This is a genomic window from Streptomyces sp. NPDC001544 (assembly GCF_042894285.1).
Taxonomy (GTDB): Bacteria; Actinomycetota; Actinomycetes; order Streptomycetales; family Streptomycetaceae; genus Streptomyces.
This window is the reverse complement of sequence record NZ_JBIAVN010000001.1, coordinates 520,713-544,702: the sequence shown is the minus strand read 5'-3', so window position 1 is coordinate 544,702 and position 23,990 is coordinate 520,713. Positions and strand designations below refer to the sequence as shown.

Genomic DNA, 23,990 nt, shown 5'->3' with positions numbered 1-23,990 from the left:
CGGCGCCGTTCACGGGGTCAGGTAGCAGCGGACCGTGGTCCCGTCCTCCCCCGTGTGCAGCCGTACCAGGTCGGAGACGAGGTTGACCAGCAGCAGACCGCGGCCGCCGCGCTGGTCGCGGCTCGCGGGCCGGCGGCCGGCCATCGGGTCGGTCAGCCGGCCCTTGTCACGGACCTCGCAGACCACGTACCCGTCCTCGGTCCACACCCGCAGGCGGCCCCAGCCGCCGCCGTGGACCACGCTGTTGGTGGTCAGCTCGGCCGTGATCAGCGCCAGGTCCTCCAGGCGGACCCCGGTGAGGCCGAGCCGGGCGCCCTCCGCGGTCGCGATGTGCCGGGCGTCGGACAGGGTCTCCGCGCGGAAGTCGAAGGACAACCCGTCCAGGGCGGCCGGCAGCGGCTCGTTGTAGCGGGCGGCGACGGCTTCGGGGGCGTACGCGACGCTGGACTGTCCGTGCGTGGCACCGGCCGGGATGACGGTCGGGTGGGTGGCGTACGCGTCCGTGAGCACCTGCTCGTCGAGGCGCACGGTGTCGTAGGGGCACAGGATGGTGACCTCGCGGCCCTGGAACGCCGCGTTGATCAGTGCCTCGTGCTGGACGCAGGCGGGGTACTCCGTGGCGCTGCGGCCGGCCCAGATGGGCTCGCCGATGATCCGCACCCGCCGGCCGGGCGGCTGGGCGTCGGCGAAGGCGCGCAGCACGCCGGGGATGATGCGGCCGGGGTTGCGCCCGGCCTCACGCATGTCCAGGAAGCGCACGGACGCGCCGTCGGCGCCCAGCTCGTCCTGGATGAGCCGCAGGTTCTCGCCGGGGACGGCCACCGCGACCGGTTCGCCGGCGGCGAGCGCGTCACGGACGAACGGCACGGTGCCCGCGAGGTACTCCCGCTCGTCCGCGTAGAACAGCGCGGGGTGCGCGAAGGGTTCGGCCACGGCGGTCATGACTTCGACACCTCGATCGTCCGGAGGCCGGGCCAGAACAGTTCCAGGAGGCGTGGCACGGCGGGCGGCGGCCGGTCGACGACGATCAGCCGGCCGGCGCGCAGCCGCTGTGCGGCGCCGACGAGTGCGTCGACGCCCGCGACGTCGACGAACGTCACGGCGGAGAGCTCCAAGTGGTACACGTCCTCGTCCTCGCGCACGGCCTGCTCCAGTGCGCCTACCCAGATTGCGCGCGTGGCCAGGCTGACCTCGCCCGTCGCTTGCACGCCGCTGCGCCCGGGCAGCGGACGCAGGAGCAGCCGCGGCGCCTTCGCCGCCGACGCGGCGCCCGGCGGGGCGGGCCGCGCTCGCTCGGGGATGCTCACGCCGTCTCCTCGGTGCCAAGTGCCACGGGTGCCCAGTATGCGCGGTCGACAGCCGTCCGGTCCCGCGTGTCACCGGGAATTCCCGGTTCCGTCCGTTTTCGCCGCCCGGCGCGGGGTGTACGCCGGGGCACGGGGGCGGTCGAACGGCGAGCCATGCCGGGACCCCGCGGAGTTCGCCCACGGGTTTCCGTGCCCGGAGCCCGGCGGCTCGGCGCGGTGCACTCGCGGCGCGCGCACCCGCGCGGACACTGTCGGGGACCAACAAGGCGGAGACATGACCTCAGTGCCACACGCATGCGCACGGCGGCCTCCCGTCGGTCGGCGGGCGCCGCCCGCGAGTGACCGCGCTCACAGGCTGGTGAGCAGCTGCGGGGACAGAGTCTTGATCATGGTGTTGGCCCAGCGGATCTGCCGGAGCGTCTGCGGATGGCAGTCCGAGGCCAGTTCCAGGAGCCGGGTGTCCCTGCCGGCCTGTGCGACCTGGGCGAGCATCTCCCAGTAGAGGGAGTTGCCGGAGGCGGCCAGGTACAGGTCGTGCAGGTCGTGCAGGAGCAGCAGTCCGGTCTCGGGGCGGCGGGCGAGGGTGTCGGCGGCCACCTCGCGCAGGGCGGCCATGATGCCGGGCGACGGTTGACCGTGCGGGCTCGCCAGGTCCAGGCCGTAGTGGTGACCGGTCTCGGCGAGCCGGACCCGGTGCTCGTGGGACCAGCCGGCCAGGTCGGTGGCGACGTGGTGGAACTCGTGCTCGGTGTGGTGCCGTTCGGCGGCGGCCAGCAGGTCCTTCTCCAGCTTGCGCTCGCCGTGGTGCAGCGCGCGCAGGGTGAGGCCGATGCCGTTCATGAGCGGTTCTCCGGCCGGTCCCCGGCGTGGGTGGCGTGCGCCTGGGGTCCGCCCTCGGTCGGCGGGACCGTGTCCGGGTGGGCCGGTGCGGAGGCGGTGGTGGTGGGGGCGGGCGCGGGGACGCCGTCGCCGTGCGCGAACAGGCGGACGCGGGCGGCGGCCGTCTTGAAGAGCGGCTGTTTGGAGACCGGGTCCCAGTCGGTGATCGTCGTCTCGTTGGCGGCCCGGCCGGCCACCCGGGTCTGCGGCTGGTATCCGGCCGGGGTGTCCCAGTAGCCGTAGTGGAAGGGCAGGAACACCAGGCCGTCGCGGATGGCGGTGACACGCAGCCGGGCGCGGACCGCGCCGCGGGGTGTGGCCACCTCCACCAGGTCGCCCTCGGCGAGCCCCCGGGCGGCGGCCTCCGCGGTGGACAGTTCGGCCCACATCTCCGGGGCGGCCGCGTCGAGCTGCGGGACGCGGCCGGTCTTGGTGCGGGTGTGGAAGTGGTAGAGGGTGCGTCCGGTGGTGAGCTGGAGCGGGAAGTCGGGCGAGGTGTCCTCGTGCGGGGGCAGGTACTCGGCGGCCTTGAGCACCGCCTTGCCGTCGGGGTTGAGGGAGCGGTACTCCACCGGTTCGACGGCGGCTCCGGTGACCAGGTCCCTGCCGTAGCTCTCGCACCGGTCCGGGTGCGCCCAGTCGACGCCGTCGGTGTACAGGCGCTCGGTGCCGTCGGGGGCGTCGGCGGTGCAGGGCCACTGGATGCCGGAGCCGCCGCGGAGCCGGTCGTAGCTCAGGCCGGTGTAGTCGCAGGGCCGCCCGGCGCTGCACCGCTGCCAGGCCCGGAACGCCGACTCCGGGTCGTGCCAGGTGACCAGCGGTCCGCCGTCCTTGTCGCGGAAGTCCATCCGCGTGGCGTAGTCGAGCAGGATGGCCAGGTCGGGGCGGGCCTCGCCGGGCGGCTCGACCGCCTTCTCCGACACGTGGACGGTGCGGTCGGCGTTGGTGAAGGTGCCGGTCTTCTCCGCCCAGGTGGCCGCGGGCAGCACCACGTCGGCGAGCTGCGCGGTCTCGTTGAGGAACAGGTCCTGCACGACGGTGAACAGCCGCTCCTGGGACAGCACGGCCCGGATGCGGGACAGGTCGGGCAGGGAGACGGCCGGGTTGCTGCCGGTGATCCACAGCATGCGGACCGAGCCCTGCTCGGCGTAGCGCAGTATCTGCATCGCGTGGGTGGGCGGGGCGTAGTGCGGGATGGTGTCGGGGGTGACGTTCCACAGCCGGGCGAGTTCGGCGACGTGTTCGTCGTTCTGCCAGTTCCGGAAGCCGGGCAGGTCTCCGTCGGCGCCGCACTCGCGGGTGTTCTCCGCGGAGGGCTGCCCGTTCATCTGGAGCAGACCGGCGCCGGGGCGGCCCAGCATGCCGCGGATCAGGTGCAGGTTGTTGACCTGGACGGCCGCGGCGGTGGCCTGGTGGGACTGGTAGACGCCCTGCAGCACGGTGGACAGCAGTCGCTCGGCGTCGCCGAGGACCGCGGCGGCCTCCTCGATCGCCGCGGCCGGTACGTCGCAGATCCGCGCGGCCCACCGCGGTGTGCACGTCTCCACCCGGGCGGCGAGTTCCTCGTAGCCGACGGTGTGGGCCGCCACGAAGTCGTGATCGACCCGGTCGCGGCGGATGATCTCGTGCAGCAGGGCGTTGAGCAGGGCCACGTTCGTCCCGAGCCGGGGCGCGAGGTGCACGGTGGCCCGGCGGGCCACGGGGGTGGGCCGCGGGTCCACGCAGACCAGCCGGGGCGGTGCGGGCCCGTCCAGCCGGTCCAGTATCCGCATCCACAGCACGGGCTGCGTCTCGGCCACGTTGTGCCCGAACAGGGCGATGACGTCGGCGTGGTCCACGTCCGTGTACGAACCGGGCTGCCCGTCGCAGGCGAAGGTCTCCTTCAGCGCCTCGGCGGCGGTCGCCGTGCACAGCCGGGTGTTGCCGTCGAGGTGGTGGGTGCCGATGCCCGCCCGGGCGATGACGGCGAGGGTGTAGTACTCCTCCAGGAAGAGCTGTCCGGTGGTGTAGAAGCCGATGGACCCCGGTCCGCGTTCCTCGAGCAGCTCCTTGCTGCGGCTGACGACGCGCCCCATGGCGTGTTCCCAGTCGCTTTCGACCAGCCGCCCGCCCTCCCGGACCAGTGGCCGGGTGAGCCGGTCGCCGGAGCCGATGGCCTGCCACCCGAAGAGGTCCTTGGGTCCGAGCCGCCCCCGGTTGACCCGGTCCACCGCCCGCCCCCGCACCCCGACGATCCGCCCCTCGCGCACCGCGACGTCCATGGCGTCCCCGTTGGAGTGCAGCAGCGAGGCGGTCTGCGCCCAGCGCTCCACGTCGTCCTCGCCGATCCCGGCCGCCAGGTGCGTGTCGGTGCGCACGGGCCATCCGTCTCCCGGCCCGTACGGTGTGCGCGGCCCCCAGGGCTCAGCGATCCGGTCCACCGAACCGTCCATCGGACACCTCCCGTACCGGTTGTCCGCGACCGAGTACCCGAGCGGTGTCCGCCTCACCACCCGGTCGCGGACCCACGCCGAACAGGACGGGGCCACCGGGGTGTGCCCATACTTGAGGGAGTCGTGGCGTCCTTCGGGGCGCCGTTCCCCGCCCTTGCCGGCCGATGGGTGGAGGCCGCGTGATCTGGCCAGTGTTGTCCTCCGTGTTCTCCGGAGCCACGCTGCCCACGTCCGTTCTGCCCTCGGCGGTGTCGTACGCCTCCTCCGCGGTGTCGTCCACATCGTCTGCGGTGTCGTCGGCGGTCCGCTCCACCGCGGGGCGGCTGATCGAGGTGCCGGAGGCGCTGCCCGCCGTCGGGCCCCTGCTGCGGCGTCACGCCCCCCGGCTGTGGCAGACCTCGGGGGGCGTGCAGATCGAGGTGCGGCGCCTGGGGCAGCCCCAGACGGCGCGTGCGACACGTGGGCTGGAGGCCGCGCTGCGCCAGGTGCGGGGGGTGAGTCGTGCCGAGGTGAACGGCGCCCTGGGCTGTGTGTACGTCGGTTGCGGTCCGCAAACCGACCTGGAGCAGGTCGCCGGGCTCGTCGCCGCCGCGGACGCCGCGCAGGAGGCGGGGGCCGGGAGTGCCGACCGCTCCGCAGACGCCGGCCGGTCGCAGCCCTCGGTCGGTTTCCCGGGGTCGGCGGGGGCGCCGGCCGAGGCGGCTGCCCGGCTCGGCGCGAGCCTGGTCGGGGTGGGGGTGGCGTCGGTGGGCGACGCGCTGCGGCTTCGGGGCCTGCCGCCGGTGGTGCTCTCGGCGATCCAGTTCGTGGAGTCCGCGCCGCCGCTGCGTGAGGGCATCGCCCGCAGATTCGGTGAGACGGCCACGGAGCGGGGTTTCACCGCGGCGAACCTGGTGGTGTCGACGCTGACGTTCCGGCCGCTGGGCGCCGCGGTGGCCACCGTCCTGGCCTGGGCCCGGTACGCGGAGGTGCAGGCCCGCCGCAGGGCCTGGGGGGACTGGTCGCGTCGCCTGGCCGTGCACGAGGGGACCTACCGTCACGACGCGCTGCCGGGCTACGAGCGGCCCGCCCCGCTGCCGCCGGGGCCGGGCGACCGGTACGCGAACGTGGCGGCTCCGGTGTCCCTCGCGGCGTACGGGCTGGCCGCGGTCGGCACGCTCAGCCACGACCGGGGACTGGCGCTGCTGATCGCGGGCACACCGCGCGGCCCGCGGTTCGGCCGGGAGTCGTTCTCGTCCTCGGTGGCCCGGGCGCTCTCCGACCGCGGGGCGCTGGTGCTGCGGCCCGAGGCGGTGCGCCGCCTGGACCGGATCGACACCGTGGTCCTCGATGCCCGGGTGCTGGCCGGCGGCGGCTGGACGGTCGAGGGCGTGGCGCCGCTGGCCCCGCCGGGCGCCCCGGAGACGGGCGCCCCGGAGGCGAGCGGACCGGACGACGACGAACTGCACGCGCGGATCCACGAGTTGACCGAGCCGGACGGGACGGGCCGCCGACGGCCCCGGCACGGCGGCGGCGCGCTGCCGGCGCGACGGCGGGGAGACTGGGAGCTGCGGCCGTTCACCGGCGCGGACACCGGCCCCGCGGACACCGTCCCGGGCGGGATCCCCGAGACGGCCGCCCTGACCCGGCGGTGGGCCGAGGAGGGTGCGCAGGTCGTGCTCCTCCTGCGGGCGGGCAGACCGGTGGCCGTGGCCGCGCTGGCCCCGCAACTGCATCCGCTCGCCCACCACTTGGTGACCGCGGCCCGGGAGTGCGGCCGGGTGCGGCTGGTGGGCGGACCACCGGGGCTGCACCGACGGTTCGGGCTTCCCGAGGCCACGCCCACCGGACACCGGCGCACGGCCGCCCTGGTCCGCTCCCTGCAGACGGACGGCCACGGGGTCGCGGTGGTGTCGGCGCGGACCCGGCGCGCACTGGCCCGCGCCGATCTGGGCATCGGCGTGGTCACCGTCCCGCCGCGGCACGTGCCCTGGGACGCCGATGTCGCCGCCCCGCCCGATGTCGTCCACCTGTTGCTGACGGCCCTGCCGGAGGCCCGGCGGGTCAGCCGGCTGTGCACCCGGCTGGAGGTCGGCGGCGCCGCGGCGGGCTCGGCCCTGGGGCTCCTCATACCCCGTCCGCGGGCCTGGGCGCGGGCCCGCCTGGTGACCGACGCGGTGACCATCGCCGGGATCGCGACAGGGTTCTGGGCGGGATGGCGGTTGCACGGGCGTCCGGTGCCGGCCGCCGTCGAGCACACCCCCTGGCATGCCATGACGGTACGTCAGGTGATGACCCGGCTCGGTGCGTCGTCCCGGGGGCTGGACGAGACGGAGGCCACCCGGCGCCGGCAGCTCGCGGGCCATGACCGGCACGAGGGCGCCGTCACCCTGGTCGGCCGGGTCGCGGAGGAGCTGGCCAACCCGCTCACCCCCATCCTCGCGGTCGGCGGCGGCATCTCGGCGGCGCTCGGGTCCGTGCTGGACGCCGTGCTCATCGGCGGCGTACTCGGTGTGGACGCCCTCGTCGGCGGAGTACAGCAGCAGAAGGCCGACCAGGAGGCGGAACGGCTGGTCGAGGCCACCTCGGCACGGGTGCGGGTACGCCGGCCCGACCGGACGGAGGCGACCTGGGCGGCCGGCGAACACCTGGTGCGCGGTGACGTCGTCGAGCTGCGGGCCGGGGACGCGGTCCCCGCGGACTGCCGGGTGGTGCGGGCGCAGGGACTGGAGGTGGACGAGTCCAGCCTGACCGGTGAGTCGCTGCCGGTGGTGAAGAGCGCCGCGCCGACCGCGGCCCGGGCGGTCGCGGACCGGACCTCGATGCTCTACCAGGGGACGACGGTGGCGGCCGGCGAGGCACTGGCCGTGGTCGTCGCCACGGGAACGGCCACCGAGGCGGGCAGCGCTGCCGAGGCGGCCCCCGAGGGCCCGCCTCAGAGCGGTGTGGAGCGGCGGCTGAACGCGCTGGGCCACTGGTTCCTGCCGCTGTCCGTCGCGGCGGGTGTCGTCCTGTTCGCCATCGACCTGCTGCGCCGGCGGCCGCTGGGGGCCGCCCTGGGGTCGGCGGTCAGCCTGTGCGTGGCGGCCGTGCCCGAGGGGCTGCCGTTCATCGCCACGGTCGCGGAGCTGGCCGCGGCCCGCCGGTTGTCGACCCGCGACACCCTGGTCCGCAGCGCCTCCACCATCGAGGCCCTCGGGCGCACCGACGTCCTGTGCTTCGACAAGACGGGCACGCTCACCGAGGGCCGGATCAGCCTGCAGCAGGTGGCCGACGGCATGGAGCGCCGTCCGCCCGACCGGCTCACCCGGGCGCTGCGGGGGGTCCTGGCCACGGCGAGCCTGGCCGGTCCGCCGGGACCGGCCGCGTCGCTCGCCCACCCCACCGACCGGGCCATCGCCGCCGGGGCCGAACTGCTCGGCGTCCCGGCGCCCCGGGCCGCCGGGCTCGGCTCGGACACCTGGGAGCGGCTGGCGGAGCTGCCGTTCGAGCCGGGACGCGGCTACCACGCCGTGCTGGGCCGGGCCGACGCCGAAGCGCGGATCGTCGTCAAGGGCGCCCCGGAGGTCGTGCTGGCCCGCTGCGACCGGATCCGCCGGGGCGGGACCACCGAGCAGGTCGGCGGCGGGACCACCGAGCCGTTCGACGAGCGGCGGCAGGCGGAGATCGAGGCGGAGATCGACCACCTCGCCCGGCGGGGTCTGCGGGTCCTCGCGGTCGCCGAGCGGGTCACACCCGCCGATGCGCCCGGCGCCGCGGCGGAACTCGACGCCGAGAGCGTCGACGGGCTGTGTCTGCTGGGGCTGCTGGGGCTCGCGGACCCGGTGCGGGCCACCGCCGCCGAGAGCGTGGACCGGCTGTCGCGCGCCGGGGTGCGCATCGTCATGCTCACCGGGGACCACCCCAGTACCGCCGCCGCGATCGCCCGGGAGCTGCGGCCCGAGGAGGAGCCCCGGCTGATGACCGGGGCGGAGCTGGACGCCCTGGACGACGCCGCCCTGGCCCGGACGCTGCCGGACATCACGGTGTTCGCCCGGGTGACCCCGGCGCACAAGGTGCGGATCGTCACCGCCCTGCGCGCGGCCGGGCGGGTCGTCGCGGTCACCGGCGACGGCGCCAACGACGCGCCCGCCATCCGTATCGCGGACGTCGGTATCGCGCTCGGCTCACGGGCCACTCCGGCGGCCCGCGCCGCCGCCGACGTGGTGGTCACCGACGACCGCATCGAGACGATCGTCGACGCCTTCGTCGAGGGCCGGGCCATGTGGGCCTCGGTGCGCAAGGCGCTGGGCATCCTGCTCGGCGGCAACCTGGGCGAGATCGCCTTCGTCCTGGCGACCACGCTGCTCACCGGGCGCAGTGCGCTGAACGCACGCCAGCTGCTGCTGGTCAACCTGCTCACCGACATGCTGCCCGCCATGGCCATCGCCGCCCGGCCGCCCGCCGACCACGCCGACCGGCTGCTCGCGGAGGGTCCCGAGGCCTCGCTCGGCAAGGCCCTGACCCGCCACCTCCAGCTGCGTGCCGGTGTCACCGCGGCCGCCGCCACCGTCGCCTGGGTGACGGCCCGGGCGACCGGCACCCGGGCGCACGCGGACACCGTCGCCCTGGTCGCCCTGGTCTCCTCCCAGCTGCTCCAGACGCTGCAGGACGCGGGCCGGGATCCGGTGGTCGCCGTGGCCGCGGTGGGATCCCTGGTGCTGCTGGGCGTGGTGGTGACCGTGCCGGGGCTCAGCCACTTCTTCGGCAACCGTCCCCTGGGCCCCGCGGGCTGGACGGTCGCGCTGACCGCCGCGGCGGGGTCGGTGCTGGTGCCCGCGGTGGTGCGGCGCGTCGCCGGTCTGTCGGCGCGTTGAGGAAAATTCACCTGCAGTCCATCTGCGGGTGACCTCCCGTATGACACCAAACCGGACAAAGGAGCGGTCCGCAGCACCAAGCACACCGCTCACGAAAGGCGGCTCACCGTGCCGCACATCTTCACCACGATCCTGACCCAGGTCGCCGTCGCCCTGATCGAGGCCGCCCTGGTACGGCTGTCCGTGCAGCTCTGGAAGACGTTCACCGCGAACGGCCGTCCGGTGGCGGCCCACGCCTGACCCCGCACATCCAGCCCCAGGCCGCTCCCCAGCCCCAGGCCGCTCTCCGAACGCCGGCGGGACCCGAACGCACTCCACAGCGTTCCGTCCCGACCGGCGTTCCGCGCGTTCGGCGCCACCTTGAAAGAACCCGGATCGGGCTTCGTGCCGACCGGTCCGTACGCACGGACTTGCCGATGCCTTGACGATCCGTTCCATGTGCGTTCAGCCAGCCGCCCCTGCCGGGGTTGTGTGCCGAGCCTAAGTTCCTTCACCGTTGCGAAAGAAGGGACTCATGGACGAACTCCTCGCAATCCGGGCTCGCGGGATCACCAAGTGTTTCGGCGACGTCGTCGCACTCGACGGCATCGATCTGGATGTGACGCAGGGGCAGATCCACGGTCTGGTCGGCCCGAACGGCGCGGGCAAGACCACACTGCTCGGTCTCCTGCTGGGTCTGGCCGTCGCCGACAGCGGCCGCCTCGAGATCCTGGGGACGCCGGTCGGGCGGGCGCTGTCCGCTCCCGACGGCGTCGCCGGCTTCGTGGACGGCCCCGGGCTCTATCCCTCGCTCACCGCCCGGCAGAACCTCGCCGCTCTTGCCGCGCTTCGCGGAAGCGACGTACGTACGGCGGGAATTGACGAGGTGCTGGCCGAGGTCGGACTCACCGATGTCGCCGACGACCGCACCCGCGGATTCTCCCTCGGCATGCGTCAGCGGCTCGGGCTCGCCGCCGCCCTGCTCACCGGGCCTCGGCTGCTCGTCCTCGACGAACCCGCCAACGGCCTCGACCCGGCCGGCAAGAAGCACGTACACGGTGTCCTCACCCGGCTCGCGGCGGACGGGACCGCCGTGGTGCTCTCCAGCCACCGCATGGACGACCTGGAGGCGCTGTGCTCCGAAGTCACCATCCTCTCCGCCGGACGGGTCGTCTTCTCCGGGCCGATCGGAAAGCTGGCCGCCGAGAACCGTGAACTCGACTACCGGTTGGTGACGTCCGATCCGCGGGCCGCCCGCCGTCTGGCCGCCGACACGGCCGGGCTCCGCGTCGTCGACGACGCCGGCGCACGGCAGGACACCGAACGGCTCGTCGTACGCGCGCTGGTTCCCGCCCTCGACGAACTGGTGGCGGGACTCGTGCACGCGGGCATCGCGGTGCGCGAGCTCACTCCCGTCGTGTCCCCCCTGGAGGCCGCGTTCCTCGCCCTCACCGAGCAGCAGGAGGACGGCAGATGACCGCGACCGTGGTCGACGACCGCACCGATGACCCCACCGACGACCGCACCACCGGCGCCAGTCGCGTCACGGTGTGGCGCGGCTACCGCTTCGAACTGGTCAAACTCGTCTCTCAGTGGCGCGTCGCCGGGCTGGCCTGTTCCAGCACGGTCGGCGGACTGACGGCGGTCGGCGACCGGCCGCTGGTCGGCCTGGACGGCCATCTGCTGGCGCCGTCGGACGCCGCCGGCAAGGTCCTTCTGGCGTGGGTCTGCGTGCTCGCCCCGACGCTGGCCCTCGCCGCGATCGGCCTGCTCGGGTCGGTGGCGCTGGGGCGGTCCCCGATGGGCCTGTTGCTGCCCGCGCTCGTCGCGCTGGCGATGCAGCTCGCCCAGATGCTGCCGCTGCCCGTCCCCGTACGCCTCGCCCTGCCCAGCTACGCCTTCATCGCCTGGAACGGCCTGTTCACCAGCCCCGCGCAGCTCGGCCCGCTCCTCATCGGCATCGTTGTCAGCCTGGCGTGGGCCGTGCTCGCGACCGCGCTGGCCTTCCTGCTCTTCCTGCGGCGCGACTTCACCGGCCTGGCCTACGACGGCTCCGGGCGCCGCGCGGTCACCACCGGGCTCCTGCCGCTGGCCGGGCTGGTCGCCCTCTCGGTCGCGGCCGTCACCGTGGTGACCCCGTCCGTGGGTTCCGGAATCCAGCAGCAGAAGGTGCAGCGTTCGGTCGCCACGGTGTTCGCCCACCTCTACCGCCTGCAGACCGAGCAGCTCCACCGCCCCGACGTCACCGAGGCGCGGCTGCGGGCCAGTGCGGCGTGCGACAAGGGCGCCGGCCAGCTCGCCGCCGAGGGCCCGGGCAACGACTGGCGCTGCGTCGTCTCCTGGCACCTGCCCGGCGTCCAGGTCACCGGACAGGCCGTCTACCAGCTCGACATCACCGCCGACGGACGGTACGTGGCCGACGGCGACGGTCCGAAGGAAGTGAACGGCTACTTCCTGGTGCGGACTTCCGCCGGGGACGCGCCGAACCCCCTCTGGCAGTTCGACGGCGACGTCGAACTCATCTCGACCCCCTGAACTCCACCCCCCCGACCTCCTCCCCTCCCCCGAAGGGACAGTTCCATGCAGGTAACACGGCAGCGTCGGAGCAGTGAGAAGGAGCAGATCAGCCTTCTCGGCAGACGCGTCGGACGCCGGACCTTGCTGGTGACGGCGGGCATCGCGGTCGCCCTCGGCGTCACGGGCACCGCCGTCGCCTCGACGTACCGGTTCGGCACCCAGCAGGTCGGCCAGGTCACCAAGGACGGTCAGGTCGTCGCCGCCGACCAGTACATCGACCCGTACGGCGACCGCACCGTCATCAACGACGGCAAGATCATGTCGTCCTCCGTCAGCCCGGACGGCACCCACCTCGCGGCCTCGGTCGCCGACGGGGACGCCGCGCTGGTCATCCTGGACCTGGCGACCGGTCAGGTGAAGCAGAGGGTCGGCACCAACAAGGCGGACGACCTGCGCATCGGCAGCGCCTCCGTCGGCCAGGAGGGCCCGACGTACTCGCCCGACGGCAAGCAGCTGTGGCTGGGCCAGAGCGACGGCTACACCAAGTTCACCGTGAACGCGGACGGCACCCTGTCCAACCCGACGGCCGTCGCCATCCCGGCCGACGGCTCCAAGCACGCGCTGGTCGGCGCGGCGGTCTTCTCGGCCGACGGGTCCACCGTGTACTCCGCGGTCAACGGCCAGAACCGGGTGGTCGCCATCGACGCGGCCGGCGGAACCATCAAGCAGAGCTGGGCGGTCGGCAACGCCCCGCGCGGCCTCGCGCTGGTCGGCGGCAAGCTCTACGTCAGCAACGAGGGCGGGCGTCCGGCCCAGGCCGGCGACACCACGATGAACTCCTACGGCACCCAGGTGCCGGCCAACGGGGACACCGGCGCCGCCACCACCGGCACGGTCAGCGTCATCGATGTCGGCGACCCGTCCGCCGCCGTCGGCAGCATCGACGTCGGTCTGCACCCGACCGCGGTGTACGCGAAGAAGGGCGCGGTGTTCGTCACCGACACCGCCGACAACAGCGTGTCGGTCATCGACACGGCCAAGGACAAGGTCGTGCAGACCATCGCGACCCAGCCGTGGCCGGAGGCGAAGGTCGGCTACGAGCCGGGCGCGGTGACGCTCACCGACGACGGCCGTCTGCTGGTGACGCTCGGCCGCGCCAACGCGGTCGCCGTCTACCGCTACACCTCCCCGCAGCAGCCGGCCGGTTTCGTCGGGCTCCTCCCGACGGACTACTTCCCCTCGGAGATCGCAGCCGTCGGCAAGAAGGTGGTCGTCTCCAACACCCGTGGCATCGACGCCCGTCGCCCCACCACCAACGCCGGGCACGGCACCCACGACACGACCTCCAGCCTGACGCAGTTCACGCTGCCGGACGACAGCGTCATCAGGTCCCAGACGGTCAAGGTCTTCCAGCACAACGGCTGGACCCCCGGCTCGGTGAAGACGGCCAAGGGCAGCGGCTACGCGAGGCCCGTGCCGGTTCCGGCGCGGATCGGCGACCCCTCGACGATCAAACACGTCTTCCTGCTCGTCAAGGAGAACCGGACCTACGACCAGGTCTTCGGTGACATCACGAAGGGCGACGGCGACCCGTCGGTCACGCAGTTCGGCGAGAACGTGACGCCGAACCAGCACGCCCTGGCCGAGCAGTTCGGGCTGTACGACAACTTCTACGACGTCGGCACGAACTCCGCCGAGGGCCACAACTGGCTGATGCAGTCGGACAACCCGGAGTACACCGAGTCCTCGGCCGGTGAGTACACGCGTAGTTACGACACCGAGGACGACGTTCTCGGCCACCAGAAGACCGGCTTCATCTGGACCGGTGCGCAGGCGGCCGGCAAGTCCGTGAAGGACTACGGCGAGTTCCAGTCGATCGAGAGCAAGCCGGCCGACGCGACCTGGCAGAACCTGTACTGCGACGCCAAGAACATGGAGGCGACCGGGCAGCAGACCCAGTACCCCATTCAGACGGGCTCGGCGATCCCGTCGCTGAACAAGGTCTCGGTGCCCGGCTTCCCGCTGTTCGACCTCAACGTTCCGGACGTCTACAAGGAACAGATCTGGAAGCAGGACTTCGAGAAGAACGGTCCGGCGAACCTGAACATGTTCTGGTTCTCCAACGACCACACCGGTGGCCCGGCGAGCCCGGCCGCCGAGGTCGCGGACAACGACCTCGCGGTCGGCAAGATGGTCGACACGATCACGCACAGCAAGTACTGGAAGGACTCGGCGATCTTCGTCGTCGAGGACGACTCCCAGGCCGGCCTCGACCACGTCGACGGCCACCGTGCCCCGGTCCAGGTCATCAGCCCCTACGCCCAGCACGGCACCGTCGACAGCCACTACTACTCGCAGATCACGATGATCCGCACCATCGAGCAGATCCTCGGGATCCACCCGATGAACCAGATGGACAGCGCGGCCACCCCGATGTTCGGGGCGTTCACCTCCAAGCCGAACTACACGCCGTTCACGGCGCAGCCCAACCGGACCTCGCTGACCCTCGGCCTGAGCACCCAGCCGTCCTGCGGCTCGGACGCCCCGGCACCGTCGGTCGCGGGCGCGGCGCCCGCGCAGACGTCCGTGACGGTGCCGCCGTCCGAGCAGAAGGTCGCGGCGCAGTGGAAGACGTGGGAGTCGCACCAGCGGCTCACCGGCACCAAGGCGGTGCCGGACTTCGCCAACCCGGAGCAGATGAACCGCCTCACCTGGTACGAGACGCACAACTGGACCAAGCCGTACCCCGGTGACAGCAAGATCTACGCGCCGAACGACGTGCCCGGCGCCTACATCCCGTCGCCGGAGAACGACGGCTGACGTAGCCGCGTCCCTCAGGGGCCCCTGGCCGGCATCACCGCCGGCCGGGGACCCTTACCCGTCCAGGGCCCGGCGCTCCCGCGCGCAGGCGAAGCCCAGCCAGGTGTGCCGGTTCCCCGCCCAGCACCAGCCGACCTTGGGGGCTTCGCGGCGCTCCCGGCCGTCCCGGCCGGTGCCGTTGCTGATCCAGATCGCCGGGGTGCGGGAGTCGAGAGTGCCGCCCGGCTTGCGCAACCGGGAGCCGATGGTCATGAAGCAGTGGTTGCGTTCCAGGACGGCGGGGTGCTGCAGCACCCAGTGGATGCCCTCGGTGAGCAGCAACGGGGTACGGGCCTCGGCGGTGATGGCGGGCAGCGCCTCGTCCGGGCTCCAGTCGGCCATCCGGTCGCCGCGGTCGAGGCCGGTGACGAGGTAGAGCGGGGTGTCGGGCAGCGCGATCGTGTCGAGCGGGGTGAAGAGGTCGACGTCGGTCATGTCGGTGACGACGAAGCCCGGCTTGCCGGCGCGGCTGAGCAGCGGCGCGAGAGCGGAGGCAGGGGCGCGGTCCGGGTGGACGGCGAGCAGGGCGCCGTCGCCGCGCGTACGGGCCTCGGCGGTCTCGGCGAAGGCACGGATCGCGGCGGCGGTGAGCCCGGCAATCTCGTGGACTCCCGACTCGATCAGCCGCTCGGCCTGCGCGCCGAGGGCGGGCAGAGCGGGAACGACGGTGGAAGTGGCCGTGGTTTCGGGCACGATGCTCCCAGGGACGACGACAGGGGCGGACCCCGGGGCAACGAGGCAGTCCATGGAAGCGTTCCCTCCGCGTCTGGCGGGCGCATCACCCGCCTATCCCCCAACCGTGGCCGGTTGCACCGAACCTGGCGGTAGCTTGTCCCCCGCTTGGGGCATCGAGAGCAGGCACATCACGAAGTGGAATCCTTGCCTCCAGGTGTCTTCGGCATGGTTCCAGGCGTACAGGTCACGGGTGGGGCTCTTCAAAGATCCATAGCGTTTGACACACAGGCCGTAGAAGGCGTCCCAGGCATCGAACTTCATACCGGCGGGGGCCCGCACGTAACCCAAGCCCTGCAGATCATGTGGCTTTCCGCAGTCGGTCAGCAGGTGCGCGTAATTGTGCTCCTCCAGCTTCTTCATGTTGTAGCAATCACTGATTGAGCTGTTCTCGACAAAAATTTGATCCCCTTCATGCCGGTAACGACCCACTGGACCGTACAGACCGACGGTCTTGCCGAAGAGCAAGCACGCTGTGGTGCGTACGCCGTGGTTCCACGCGGCGGCGCTGGGCACGAGCGCGTAGGACTGGACGTCGACCATGTCGCGCACGGTGTTGCGCAGGAGCCCGACACATATACCGGGGCTGTCTGTCGTGGCCTCGCTCAGGGAGGCGGTGTTGGTGTTCACGTCGAGCACTTGGCCGTCCGGATAGGTCTTGCAGTCGACGACCTTGAGCTTGGGTGGCTTCTGGAAGCGTTGTGCAGGCCATGAGGCGGCGACGCAGTCACCCGGGTGCAGTTCGCGGGTCAATCCGACCTCAGCTCCATAGGGCATGGCCGAGTTTTCCTGACCGGTGTGGGGGGCCTGGCGGTTCAGCAGCTCGGACCCGGCCCACAAGCCGCCGCCGACCAGCAGCAGGACTCCAGCGATACGTCCGATCAGGGAAGGCGAGGGTGTCTTTCGTGCACGCTTCCGCGGCGGTTGCGGTGGTGGCTCGGCCCTGGAAGGGACCTGTTCGGTCGGTGGCGTGTCGGCTGCCGGAGACGAGAGCGACTCGTCCGGTGACGGCAAGGGCACTGTCGTCGGAGCGGCGTGCTGGTACGGCGGTGACGTGGCCGCGGGCGGGACGGCGCATGCGGCGAGTTGACGCATCGCCTCCTCGGCGTTCATACGCTGGGCGGGGTCCTTGGCCATCAGACCGAGCAGGACGGGTGCGAGGTCTCCTGCCAGTTCCGGTGGCGGGGGATCTTCGAAGAGCAGTGCCGTCAGAGTGGAGACATCGGAGAGCCGGTCGAAGGGGCCCGTTCCCTGCACGGCGTAGTACAGCGTGGCGCCGAGGGAGAAGAGATCTGATGCCGGGGTGGGCGGCGCTCCACGGGCCCGTTCGGGGGCCAGGAAGCCCGGGGTGCCGACGATCTCGGACGTCCCCGTCAATCGCGATTCGCCGGATTCCGGCCGCAGCGAGATACCGTAGTCCACCAGCAGTACACGCCCGCCGTTCCCATAGGGCGCCTTCTGCGGGCTTTCCCCGGCGAGGAGCACGTTGGCCGGTTTGACGTCTCGGTGCAGGATGCCGATCCGGTGCCCGGCCTCCAGGGCATCGAGTACAGCCAGGCCGATCCGCGCGGTCTCCGCGACCGACAGCGGCCCGTGCTCCCGCACCCACTCCTTCAGGTCCGTCGCACCTGGCAGGTACCCCATCACGATCCAGGGCAGGCCACCGTCCTCGACGACGTCGTGCACCGTGGCGACATGCGGGTGGTTGCGCAGTCGAGCGGCGTGTTGCGCCTCGTTCCGGGCTCGGGCGATACGACCGCTCAGTTCCTGCCCCGACAGGTCGCCGGGCATGGCGATTTCCTTGATCGCTACGTCGCAGTCGAGTTTCTGATCATGAGCGAGCCACACCCGGCCCATGCCGCCGGCCCCGAGCCTGCGCAGCAGCCGATACCTCGCCGCAACCACACGCTCGCCGTCCTGGCCCTTCGTCATGGCGGACCTCCACACCGCCTGGCCCTACGAAAACCGTAAGATCGGATGCCTCAACATCACAAACGCACGGACAGCCCGGTGCAGCCAGAAAAATCCGGCTGGACGGCTCATCGCCGTCCAGCCGGATTTCAGCAGCAGTTTTTCAGTTACTGGTACTCGTACTGCTGTCGGTATTCGTGTTCGTGTTGGTATTGGTGCTGCTGCTGGTGCTGGTGCTACTGCTGTTACCGCCTTGGATAAAGAAGTAGTAGTTTACCGGCCCGCTGTCACTGCCGTAGCGGTGATGGTGGTGATGGCGGTAATGGCTCTGCGCCATCGCGTGCACTCCCGCGGGCTCGGCCGCGAACGCACTCCCTGGAACAAGAGCGGCGCCTCCGGCAACCAGAGCAGTGGACGCTGTCAGCAGTGCGATGCGCTTGGTGATCCTGTTGGTCATGGGATTCGGTCTCCGATGAGAACGGTGGAATGGAAACGCCGGTAGGTTCCGGCTGGGGCGAGCCATCCGTGTCCGTCCGGCTCATGACTCCATTACGACCGCGCGCTTCGGCCTCGTCATGCCGCTGCATCTCGGGACTTGACAACACGACGCCGGCACACCCCTAGCCAAACCTTCGATGACGCTGTGACGCGGCTGTGACAGTTCACGGGTACAGCCATGACACCAAGCCGCAAAACTCCACATATCGACTAGATAAGGACTTACCGGTCATTCACTCTCCTGTTTGCCATGAAGCGGGCAGTGGTGACCGTGTCGAGCAGCCACAGGAAAGCCCATGAGCTCCACCAACACCCCACCGCACGTCGAGGAACCCGCTCCCGCACTGGCCCCTCGTGAGCGCGAGACCCTGCACCACATCGCCGCAGGGTGCACCCACCTGCAAACAGCCCGCCGCATGGGCTTGTCCCGGCATACCGTCGATGCGTATCTGCGCAGGATTCGAGCCAAGCTGGACATCAACACCACGGCCGAACTCACCCGGTTCGCCGTCTCCCTGGGCCTGTAACAGGCGGTGGCGCGTCTCGGGGCCATCCGGCCGATCATGCGGCGCGGGCCCCGAAGCGCATCAGTCGCCGAGCGCGGTGCGCAGGGTGGTGGCCATGAGGTCGAAGGCTTCTTTCGCCGTCGGCACCGGGCCGGTGTGGGTGAAGTAGTGGTCGACGCCCTCGAAGACACGGTGGGTGACGGGGACGCCGGCGGCTTCCAGGGCTTTGGCGTAGGCGTCGCCCTCGTCCCGCAACCGGTCGTGCTCCGCGGTGATGACCAGGGCGGGGGGAAGTCCGGCGAGGTCGTCGGCGAGCCCGGGTGAGACGAGGGGGTCCGCGCGGTCGGCCCGGTCCGGGACGTAGGCGTCCGTGAAGATCCGCATGAGCTGGGGGCTGAGCAGCGGCTTGGCGATGAGGGACCGCTTGCCGGCGGGGTCGGCGAGCTGGTCGAGGGGTGCCGAGTCGATGATCTGGACCCGGGGCGAGAAGGTGCCGCGGTCCCGGGCCAGGCGACAGACGGCGGCGGTCAGGTTGGCGCCGGCGCTGTGCCCGCCCACGGCGAGCCGGGAGCCGTCCCAGCCGTTCGCGCCGCCGTTCGCGGCGACCCAGGCGGTGACGTCGTAGGCCTGGGTGACGGGCACGGGGAACTGCTGCTGGGGGGCGACCGCGTAGTCCACGTTGACGACGACACAGCCGGCCTTCGCCGCCATGTACCGGCAGATGTGGTCGTCCTGCTCCGGACGGGCGACCACGAAACCGCCGCCGTGGAAGTTGACGTACACGGGGGCGGGGGCTCCGGCCGGCTCCGACGGACGGTAGACGGCGCAGGTCACCGCTCCGGCACCGGTCTCCACCCGGAGGGTTTCGGTACTGCCGGGGAGGTCGGTGAAGCGCAGGTCCTCGTGCACGCGGGCCATCATGTGGCCGAGCACGAGCTGGATACCCATGGCCTGAACTCTTGAGCTGAAAGGCATGCCCTCGCCCCACATCATTACAACCTTGAACTATCAGGAATCCTGATGATGGACGATCGTCCGGCAACACGCAATGGGCGCGCGGCGGTGACCCGGAATCCGGGATCACCGCCGCGTGCACTACGGAATCAGTCGCAGTCGCGCACCCTGATGGTGTAGATGCCGCGGCCGTGCGTCGCCGCGTACAGGGTCTTGCCGTCGGGGCTCAGCTTCAGCTGGAGCACGGCGACGGCCGGGAGGGAGCCGACGCGCTGCCACCTGGTGTGACCGGGGGCGCGGTAGGCGACGCCGAGGTCGGTGGCGACGACGAGGCCGCCGTTCGGCGTGACGACGGCCGAGTCGGCCGGCACGTCGGGGAGGTTCGCCGAGACGTCCTTCCAGGTGGTGCCGCCGTCGGTGGACTCGAAGACGTGCCCGACGCCGGCGCCGGGGCCCTCGGTCCAGTGCCGGGAGAAGCCGTTGACCGCGAGGAAGACGTGGTCGGCGTTCCGGGGGTCGACGGCGAAGCCGCTGAGGTAGCGGTTGGGCACCGTCCCGTCGACCGGCAGCGCGATGTCGTGCCAGCCGGTGCCGTCCGCGTTGCCGACGGAGATGCCGCGGGCGAAGCCCTCGTTGTTGCAGGGGCCGCACCAGGCCGCGTACACCTTGCCGCCCGAGGCGGCGACAGCGGTCGCGGTGCGGCCGGAGCCGAGGTCGTACACGCTCTTCCACTCGGTGCCGCTGCGGATGGCGTAGCCGTGGGTCTGCACCCAGATGTGGCGGCCGCCCGCGATCCACGTCGAGCTGTCCTTCGCGTCGGCCGCGAGCGGGGCGATGAAGCGGGCCTCGCTGGTGGCGTTGTCGGCCGGGGCGACGTTGTACGACGTGGCCTTGCTCGGGTCGGTGGTCCAACTCCCGTCGTTCACCGCGCAGTTCTGGGTCACCTGGACGGCGAGGTAGACGTACTCCTGGGCGATGTCGCAGCCGTTGGCCGGGTCGGTGAGGGTGTCGCCGCCGTCGCCGCCGAAGTTCGAGCCCATGACCTTGTCGTCGCCGCGCAGGATGGACTGGCCGTTGTCCTGCAGCCCGCCCGTGACGGAGACGCCGCCGCGCTCCAGGTCCTTGCCGACGCCCACGGAGTAGTACTGCAGGGTGTCGATGGTGCCGTCGTTCAGGGAGGTCCAGTCGGTGGCGTGGCCGGAGGAGTCCTGGGCGCCGTCGACCGGACGCTTGTAGGCGCCGCCGTCGTTGCCCACGTACACCCAGCTCTTGCCGTGGTAGCGGCCGATCGCGACACCGTGCTGGTCGGAGTGCGTCGTCTGGCTGCACGAGCCGGTCTGCCTGGCCGGGTCGATGCTCCAGCAGGGGAAGGGGAAGTTCCAGTACGGGCCGACGGTCGACCAGGTGCCGCCGCCGTCCTTGGTCTCGTAGACCTCCTCCAGGCCCGCGTACACGTGCTCCGCGTTCGCCGGATCGACGGCCAGGAACTGGTTGTACCAGGCCTGCACACCCGGCATGTAACCGGCGGTGGTCAGCGCCGAGTTGTCCGCGGCCAGGCCCTTGTAGTCGGCGATCTTCGTCCACGGCCCGGTCGGGGAACCCGACTTGGAGACGTAGATGCCCTCCAGGCCGCTGTCCGGGTTGGTGTTGAGCTGCGCCGGTGACTGGTCGACGGCGTAGTAGCGGGAGCCGTCGGCGGAGCGGGCGAAGGTGACGTTGCCGACGTCGTCCGGGTCGGCCGGCAGGTCGCCCAGGCCGCTGGTGATCCGCGTCCAGGCGCCCTTCACCTTGGTGTAGAAGCCGTTGTAGTCGTCACCGCTGCGCCAGCCGACCGCGAGGACCACCTTGGAGGGGTCCTTCGGGTCGATCGCGATGTCGTTGGCGATGTTCTTGTACGCCGCGTCGGGGTCGTCGGCCTTCGGACCACCCGGAAGGTAGTCGGGGTTGGGCGCGTACTCCAGTTTCCAGGCCCCGCTGAGCTTCCTGGTGGAGTGGCTCCACACGCCCTCGCTCGTCGCCGCCCAGACCTTGTCGCCGCCGAAGCGCAGTTCGTGGATGGTGGTGGACTCCAGTTCGTCGCCGCCGACCCGGCTGCGCGAGGAGAAGGTGCCGTGGTGCGGGTCGGACAGGACGTAGACGCCGCTGCCGAGGTAGGCGTCCGCGTTGGTGGTGGCCTCGCCGGTGCCCAGCCACAGCCGTCCGGCGCGGTCCAGCGCGAGGGCGCCGGTGGACTGGGAGGGCAGCCGGTCGCTGATCGGCCGCCAGTGCCCGCCGCCGCTGCGCGAGCGCCACACGCCGCCGCCCGCGCTGCCCGCGTACACGTACCCGTCGTCGTCGGCGGCCATCGCGGCCATGCGGCCGGTCACGTCGCCCGAGCCGCCGCTGGAGTTGGAGTCGGCGTCGCGGTAGCGCGGGTCGTCGGAGTTGTACGGCAGGTCGGTGATGTTGCGCCAGTCACCGCCGGTCCGCGGCAGCTTGGTCAGGCCGGCCCACGCGGCGCCGTACGCTCCCGGTGCGACGATCCCGGGTGAGGTCCGGGCCTCGGCGTACTGGTCCGCGCCCTCGGCGATCTCGTCGGCCTCGTTGCCGTCGTCGTCGTCCCCGGCCTTCACCGAGGGGCTCATGGCCCCCACCGCATGCTCGCGTTCGGCGGCCAGTTGTCTGAGCGTACGGACCCCGAAGGGGCTGCTGTGTCCGCCGGGCGCGGCGCTCGCGGGTATCGCGAGGAGTCCTGCGGATGCGGTGGTGGCGCAGATGGTGAGCCATCGTCTTCTACGGTTCGGTGCTGGCACCGGGGCCTCCCAAACGGGCGTCGACAGACCGTCGGAAGAGACCCGACCACGGGTGGGAGAGGGTGTTCGACATCTGGGAGATCTTTGACCAGAACCTGCCACTTCTTGAAGGGTTCGGGTCACCCGGAGCAGAAGCCGGTACGACGGCCCGCCGGCGGGGCGGGCCGTCGTTCACCGGGTCCGGTCAGGTCGGGTGTCAGCTCCAGGGGGACGCGGTGAGCCAACTGGTGTCCTGGGCCCACGACGTCGCGGAGTCCCAGGAGTTGGAGCCACCGTTGCCGGCTATGTAGACCGTGTAGTTGTAGTGGCGGATGTACTTCGTCGGGTAGTTGACGGACTGGAAGGAGTGGCCGGTCCCGCTATTGCCCGTGGTGGGGCAGAAGGTGGCGTCCTTCGGGAAGTTGCCGCCGCCGTCGTCGGTGTTCAGGTAGAGCTCGTAGTTGTAGTGACGCAGGTACTGGCCGGGGTTGTTGGCGGACTCGAAGGACAGGCAGGAACTGTTGGCGAGGCCGGCGCGGACGATCCAGGTGGCGTCGGCCTTGTCGGTGGCCGAGCTGGAGGAGCTGATGTTGGAGATGACGACCTTGGTGTCGGCGTCGTCGTGGCGGAGGTAGTCGGTGGTGCAGCAGGGGGAGGTGGTGGCCTGCAGGGAGATCCGGGAGCCGGGCGCCAGCGAGCCGGTGCTGGTCGAGCCGCTGTTGTAGCCGGCGGCGGTGATGTTGGCCTGGACGGCGTTCTCGGTGGCGTCCGAGGGGTAGCCCGAGGTCATGACGCCTTCGTAGAAGGTGCCCTGGGCCCACTTGCTGTTGTCGCCACCGATGCCCAGGATGATCGCGCCTTCCTTGTGCATCGGGTTGTAGCCGGAGGCGTTGGGGCGTACGCCGCTGTAGTAGGTGGACAGGCTGCCCGACTGGGCGTTGCCGCCGCGGATGGCCCACTGGTTCGGGCCGCCCTTGACCATGGCGGTCAGGAACCGGTTGTTGACGGTGGGGTCACCCGCGTTGTTGCCGGTGTTCACGCCCGAGAACAGGCCGTTCTCCAGGTCGGCCATGATCCAGGGGCCGGTGCCGCTGCCGGAGCCCCAGGCCGTGCTGTTGCCGAAGTAGATGGCCTCCATGTGGCCGTTGCCGGTGTCGGTGCTGCTGGTCTCGGCGTTGCCGTAGTCGAAGCAGCAGCCGTTGTTGAAGTGGGTGCCGTCGAAGATCGCGTACATGCCCTCGGGCTGGTCGCCGGTGGCGATGCCGTTGGTGTTGTTGTCGCGGTAGCCGGTGCCGGGGGCGATGTACACGCCGTAGGCCTCGTGCCCGCCGACGGTGACCGGTGCCTCGAAGGCGTTGGCGAGGTTGTCCGGCCCGCCGGCGGCTCCGCCCGCGGGTGCCTGGGTGAGGTTGTTGCCCTTGCCGGACTGGTCGTAGATGACCGTGATGACACAGCTGGTGCCCGCGCAGAAGGAGTCCTGCGCGGCGGCGTTGGCGTATCCGCCGGCGCTGAGCACGCCGATGTTCAGGGTGGTGCTGTCGGAGGCGCGCCTGATCTGGTACAGCGGGCCGTTGTACGCGGCGTACAGGGCGCGGGTGGTGCTGTGTGCGGCGACGCAGGGCGTGCCGCCCGCGGCGTAGATGTCGCACGGGCCCTGGGTGGCGGCCTGCGAGGTGGTGGCCGAGGCGGTGAGCAGGCCGGCGGTGAGCGCTGCGGTGGCACCGGCCGCGAGGAGCGCGCGTCTGACGCGGCGGACCCACGGTGGCTTGATCATGAAGTACTCCTTTCACAGGGGCGGTGGTGATGTGGT

Annotated in this window: 16 protein-coding genes; 6 read left to right on the top strand and 10 right to left on the bottom strand. The window is 71.6% G+C overall.

The window, feature by feature from the left end:
* Positions 1 to 9: 9 nt before the first annotated feature.
* The 4 genes from ACFY0F_RS02360 to ACFY0F_RS02345 form a co-directional block, all read right to left on the bottom strand.
* Positions 10 to 942 (bottom strand): anti-sigma factor RsbA family regulatory protein, encoded by a 933-nt coding sequence (locus ACFY0F_RS02360; protein WP_388787633.1) that lies wholly within the window; start codon positions 940 to 942, stop codon positions 10 to 12.
* Positions 939 to 1,307, bottom strand: a complete 369-nt coding sequence (locus tag ACFY0F_RS02355) for an STAS domain-containing protein (RefSeq protein WP_388787630.1) — start codon at positions 1,305 to 1,307, stop codon at positions 939 to 941. Before ACFY0F_RS02355 ends, ACFY0F_RS02360 begins: the two co-directional genes overlap by 4 nt.
* A gap of 348 nt (positions 1,308 to 1,655) precedes the next feature.
* Positions 1,656 to 2,147 carry a hypothetical protein gene (locus ACFY0F_RS02350; RefSeq protein WP_388787627.1) on the bottom strand — a complete coding sequence of 164 codons (492 nt, stop codon included), beginning with the start codon at positions 2,145 to 2,147 and terminating at the stop codon, positions 1,656 to 1,658.
* Positions 2,144 to 4,618: a molybdopterin oxidoreductase family protein gene (locus ACFY0F_RS02345; protein WP_388787625.1), complete on the bottom strand. Its 2,475-nt coding sequence runs from the start codon at positions 4,616 to 4,618 to the stop codon at positions 2,144 to 2,146. Before ACFY0F_RS02345 ends, ACFY0F_RS02350 begins: the two co-directional genes overlap by 4 nt.
* Positions 4,619 to 4,797: 179 nt before the next feature.
* On the opposite strand from ACFY0F_RS02345, the gene ACFY0F_RS02340 reads away from it, so the two are divergent.
* From ACFY0F_RS02340 to ACFY0F_RS02320, 5 genes are all read left to right on the top strand, one after another.
* Positions 4,798 to 9,453, top strand: coding sequence for an HAD-IC family P-type ATPase (locus ACFY0F_RS02340; RefSeq protein WP_388787622.1), 4,656 nt, complete (start codon positions 4,798 to 4,800; stop codon positions 9,451 to 9,453).
* Between the two features lie 108 nt (positions 9,454 to 9,561).
* Positions 9,562 to 9,693, top strand: coding sequence for a hypothetical protein (locus tag ACFY0F_RS02335; RefSeq protein ID WP_388787619.1), 132 nt, complete (start codon positions 9,562 to 9,564; stop codon positions 9,691 to 9,693).
* 274 nt (positions 9,694 to 9,967) lie between these two features.
* Positions 9,968 to 10,909, top strand: coding sequence for an ABC transporter ATP-binding protein (locus tag ACFY0F_RS02330; protein WP_388787616.1), 942 nt, complete (start codon positions 9,968 to 9,970; stop codon positions 10,907 to 10,909).
* Positions 10,906 to 11,967 (top strand): hypothetical protein, encoded by a 1,062-nt coding sequence (locus tag ACFY0F_RS02325; RefSeq protein ID WP_388787613.1) that lies wholly within the window; start codon positions 10,906 to 10,908, stop codon positions 11,965 to 11,967. Before ACFY0F_RS02330 ends, ACFY0F_RS02325 begins: the two co-directional genes overlap by 4 nt.
* A gap of 45 nt (positions 11,968 to 12,012) precedes the next feature.
* The gene (locus tag ACFY0F_RS02320; RefSeq protein WP_388787611.1) at positions 12,013 to 14,769 is read left to right on the top strand and encodes an alkaline phosphatase family protein; all 2,757 of its coding nucleotides are present in this window, start codon (positions 12,013 to 12,015) and stop codon (positions 14,767 to 14,769) included.
* A 54-nt stretch (positions 14,770 to 14,823) separates the two neighbouring features.
* Here the strand turns inward: ACFY0F_RS02320 and ACFY0F_RS02315 are convergent, their stop codons facing one another.
* From ACFY0F_RS02315 to ACFY0F_RS02305, 3 genes are all read right to left on the bottom strand, one after another.
* Positions 14,824 to 15,501, bottom strand: a complete 678-nt coding sequence (locus ACFY0F_RS02315; protein WP_388787608.1) for a DUF5701 family protein — start codon at positions 15,499 to 15,501, stop codon at positions 14,824 to 14,826.
* 93 nt (positions 15,502 to 15,594) lie between these two features.
* Positions 15,595 to 17,472, bottom strand: a complete 1,878-nt coding sequence (locus ACFY0F_RS02310; protein ID WP_388787605.1) for a protein kinase — start codon at positions 17,470 to 17,472, stop codon at positions 15,595 to 15,597.
* Positions 17,473 to 17,614: 142 nt separating this feature from the next.
* Positions 17,615 to 17,908: a hypothetical protein gene (locus tag ACFY0F_RS02305; RefSeq protein WP_388787602.1), complete on the bottom strand. Its 294-nt coding sequence runs from the start codon at positions 17,906 to 17,908 to the stop codon at positions 17,615 to 17,617.
* A gap of 337 nt (positions 17,909 to 18,245) precedes the next feature.
* Between ACFY0F_RS02305 and ACFY0F_RS02300 the strand changes: the two genes are divergently transcribed.
* On the top strand, positions 18,246 to 18,476 hold the full coding sequence (locus ACFY0F_RS02300) for a response regulator transcription factor (RefSeq protein WP_388787599.1): 231 nt from the start codon (positions 18,246 to 18,248) through the stop codon (positions 18,474 to 18,476).
* A 60-nt stretch (positions 18,477 to 18,536) separates the two neighbouring features.
* Here the strand turns inward: ACFY0F_RS02300 and ACFY0F_RS02295 are convergent, their stop codons facing one another.
* The 3 genes from ACFY0F_RS02295 to ACFY0F_RS02285 form a co-directional block, all read right to left on the bottom strand.
* Positions 18,537 to 19,430, bottom strand: coding sequence for an alpha/beta hydrolase (locus ACFY0F_RS02295; RefSeq protein ID WP_388787596.1), 894 nt, complete (start codon positions 19,428 to 19,430; stop codon positions 18,537 to 18,539).
* A 128-nt stretch (positions 19,431 to 19,558) separates the two neighbouring features.
* Positions 19,559 to 22,201, bottom strand: a complete 2,643-nt coding sequence (locus ACFY0F_RS02290) for a glycosyl hydrolase (protein WP_388787593.1) — start codon at positions 22,199 to 22,201, stop codon at positions 19,559 to 19,561.
* A 196-nt stretch (positions 22,202 to 22,397) separates the two neighbouring features.
* Positions 22,398 to 23,954, bottom strand: coding sequence for an alpha-L-arabinofuranosidase B (locus tag ACFY0F_RS02285; protein WP_388787591.1), 1,557 nt, complete (start codon positions 23,952 to 23,954; stop codon positions 22,398 to 22,400).
* Positions 23,955 to 23,990 lie beyond the last annotated feature (36 nt).

Coding starts and splice junctions, on each gene's coding strand:
- ACFY0F_RS02325 (WP_388787613.1), top strand. CDS start 10,906: ATGACCGCGACCGTGGTCGACGACCGCACCGATGACCCCACCGACGAC.
- ACFY0F_RS02300 (WP_388787599.1), top strand. CDS start 18,246: ATGAGCTCCACCAACACCCCACCGCACGTCGAGGAACCCGCTCCCGCA.
- ACFY0F_RS02350 (WP_388787627.1), bottom strand. CDS start 2,147: ATGAACGGCATCGGCCTCACCCTGCGCGCGCTGCACCACGGCGAGCGC.
- ACFY0F_RS02345 (WP_388787625.1), bottom strand. CDS start 4,618: ATGGACGGTTCGGTGGACCGGATCGCTGAGCCCTGGGGGCCGCGCACA.
- ACFY0F_RS02305 (WP_388787602.1), bottom strand. CDS start 17,908: ATGACCAACAGGATCACCAAGCGCATCGCACTGCTGACAGCGTCCACT.
- ACFY0F_RS02310 (WP_388787605.1), bottom strand. CDS start 17,472: ATGACGAAGGGCCAGGACGGCGAGCGTGTGGTTGCGGCGAGGTATCGG.
- ACFY0F_RS02320 (WP_388787611.1), top strand. CDS start 12,013: ATGCAGGTAACACGGCAGCGTCGGAGCAGTGAGAAGGAGCAGATCAGC.
- ACFY0F_RS02295 (WP_388787596.1), bottom strand. CDS start 19,430: ATGCCTTTCAGCTCAAGAGTTCAGGCCATGGGTATCCAGCTCGTGCTC.
- ACFY0F_RS02360 (WP_388787633.1), bottom strand. CDS start 942: ATGACCGCCGTGGCCGAACCCTTCGCGCACCCCGCGCTGTTCTACGCG.
- ACFY0F_RS02285 (WP_388787591.1), bottom strand. CDS start 23,954: ATGATCAAGCCACCGTGGGTCCGCCGCGTCAGACGCGCGCTCCTCGCG.
- ACFY0F_RS02330 (WP_388787616.1), top strand. CDS start 9,968: ATGGACGAACTCCTCGCAATCCGGGCTCGCGGGATCACCAAGTGTTTC.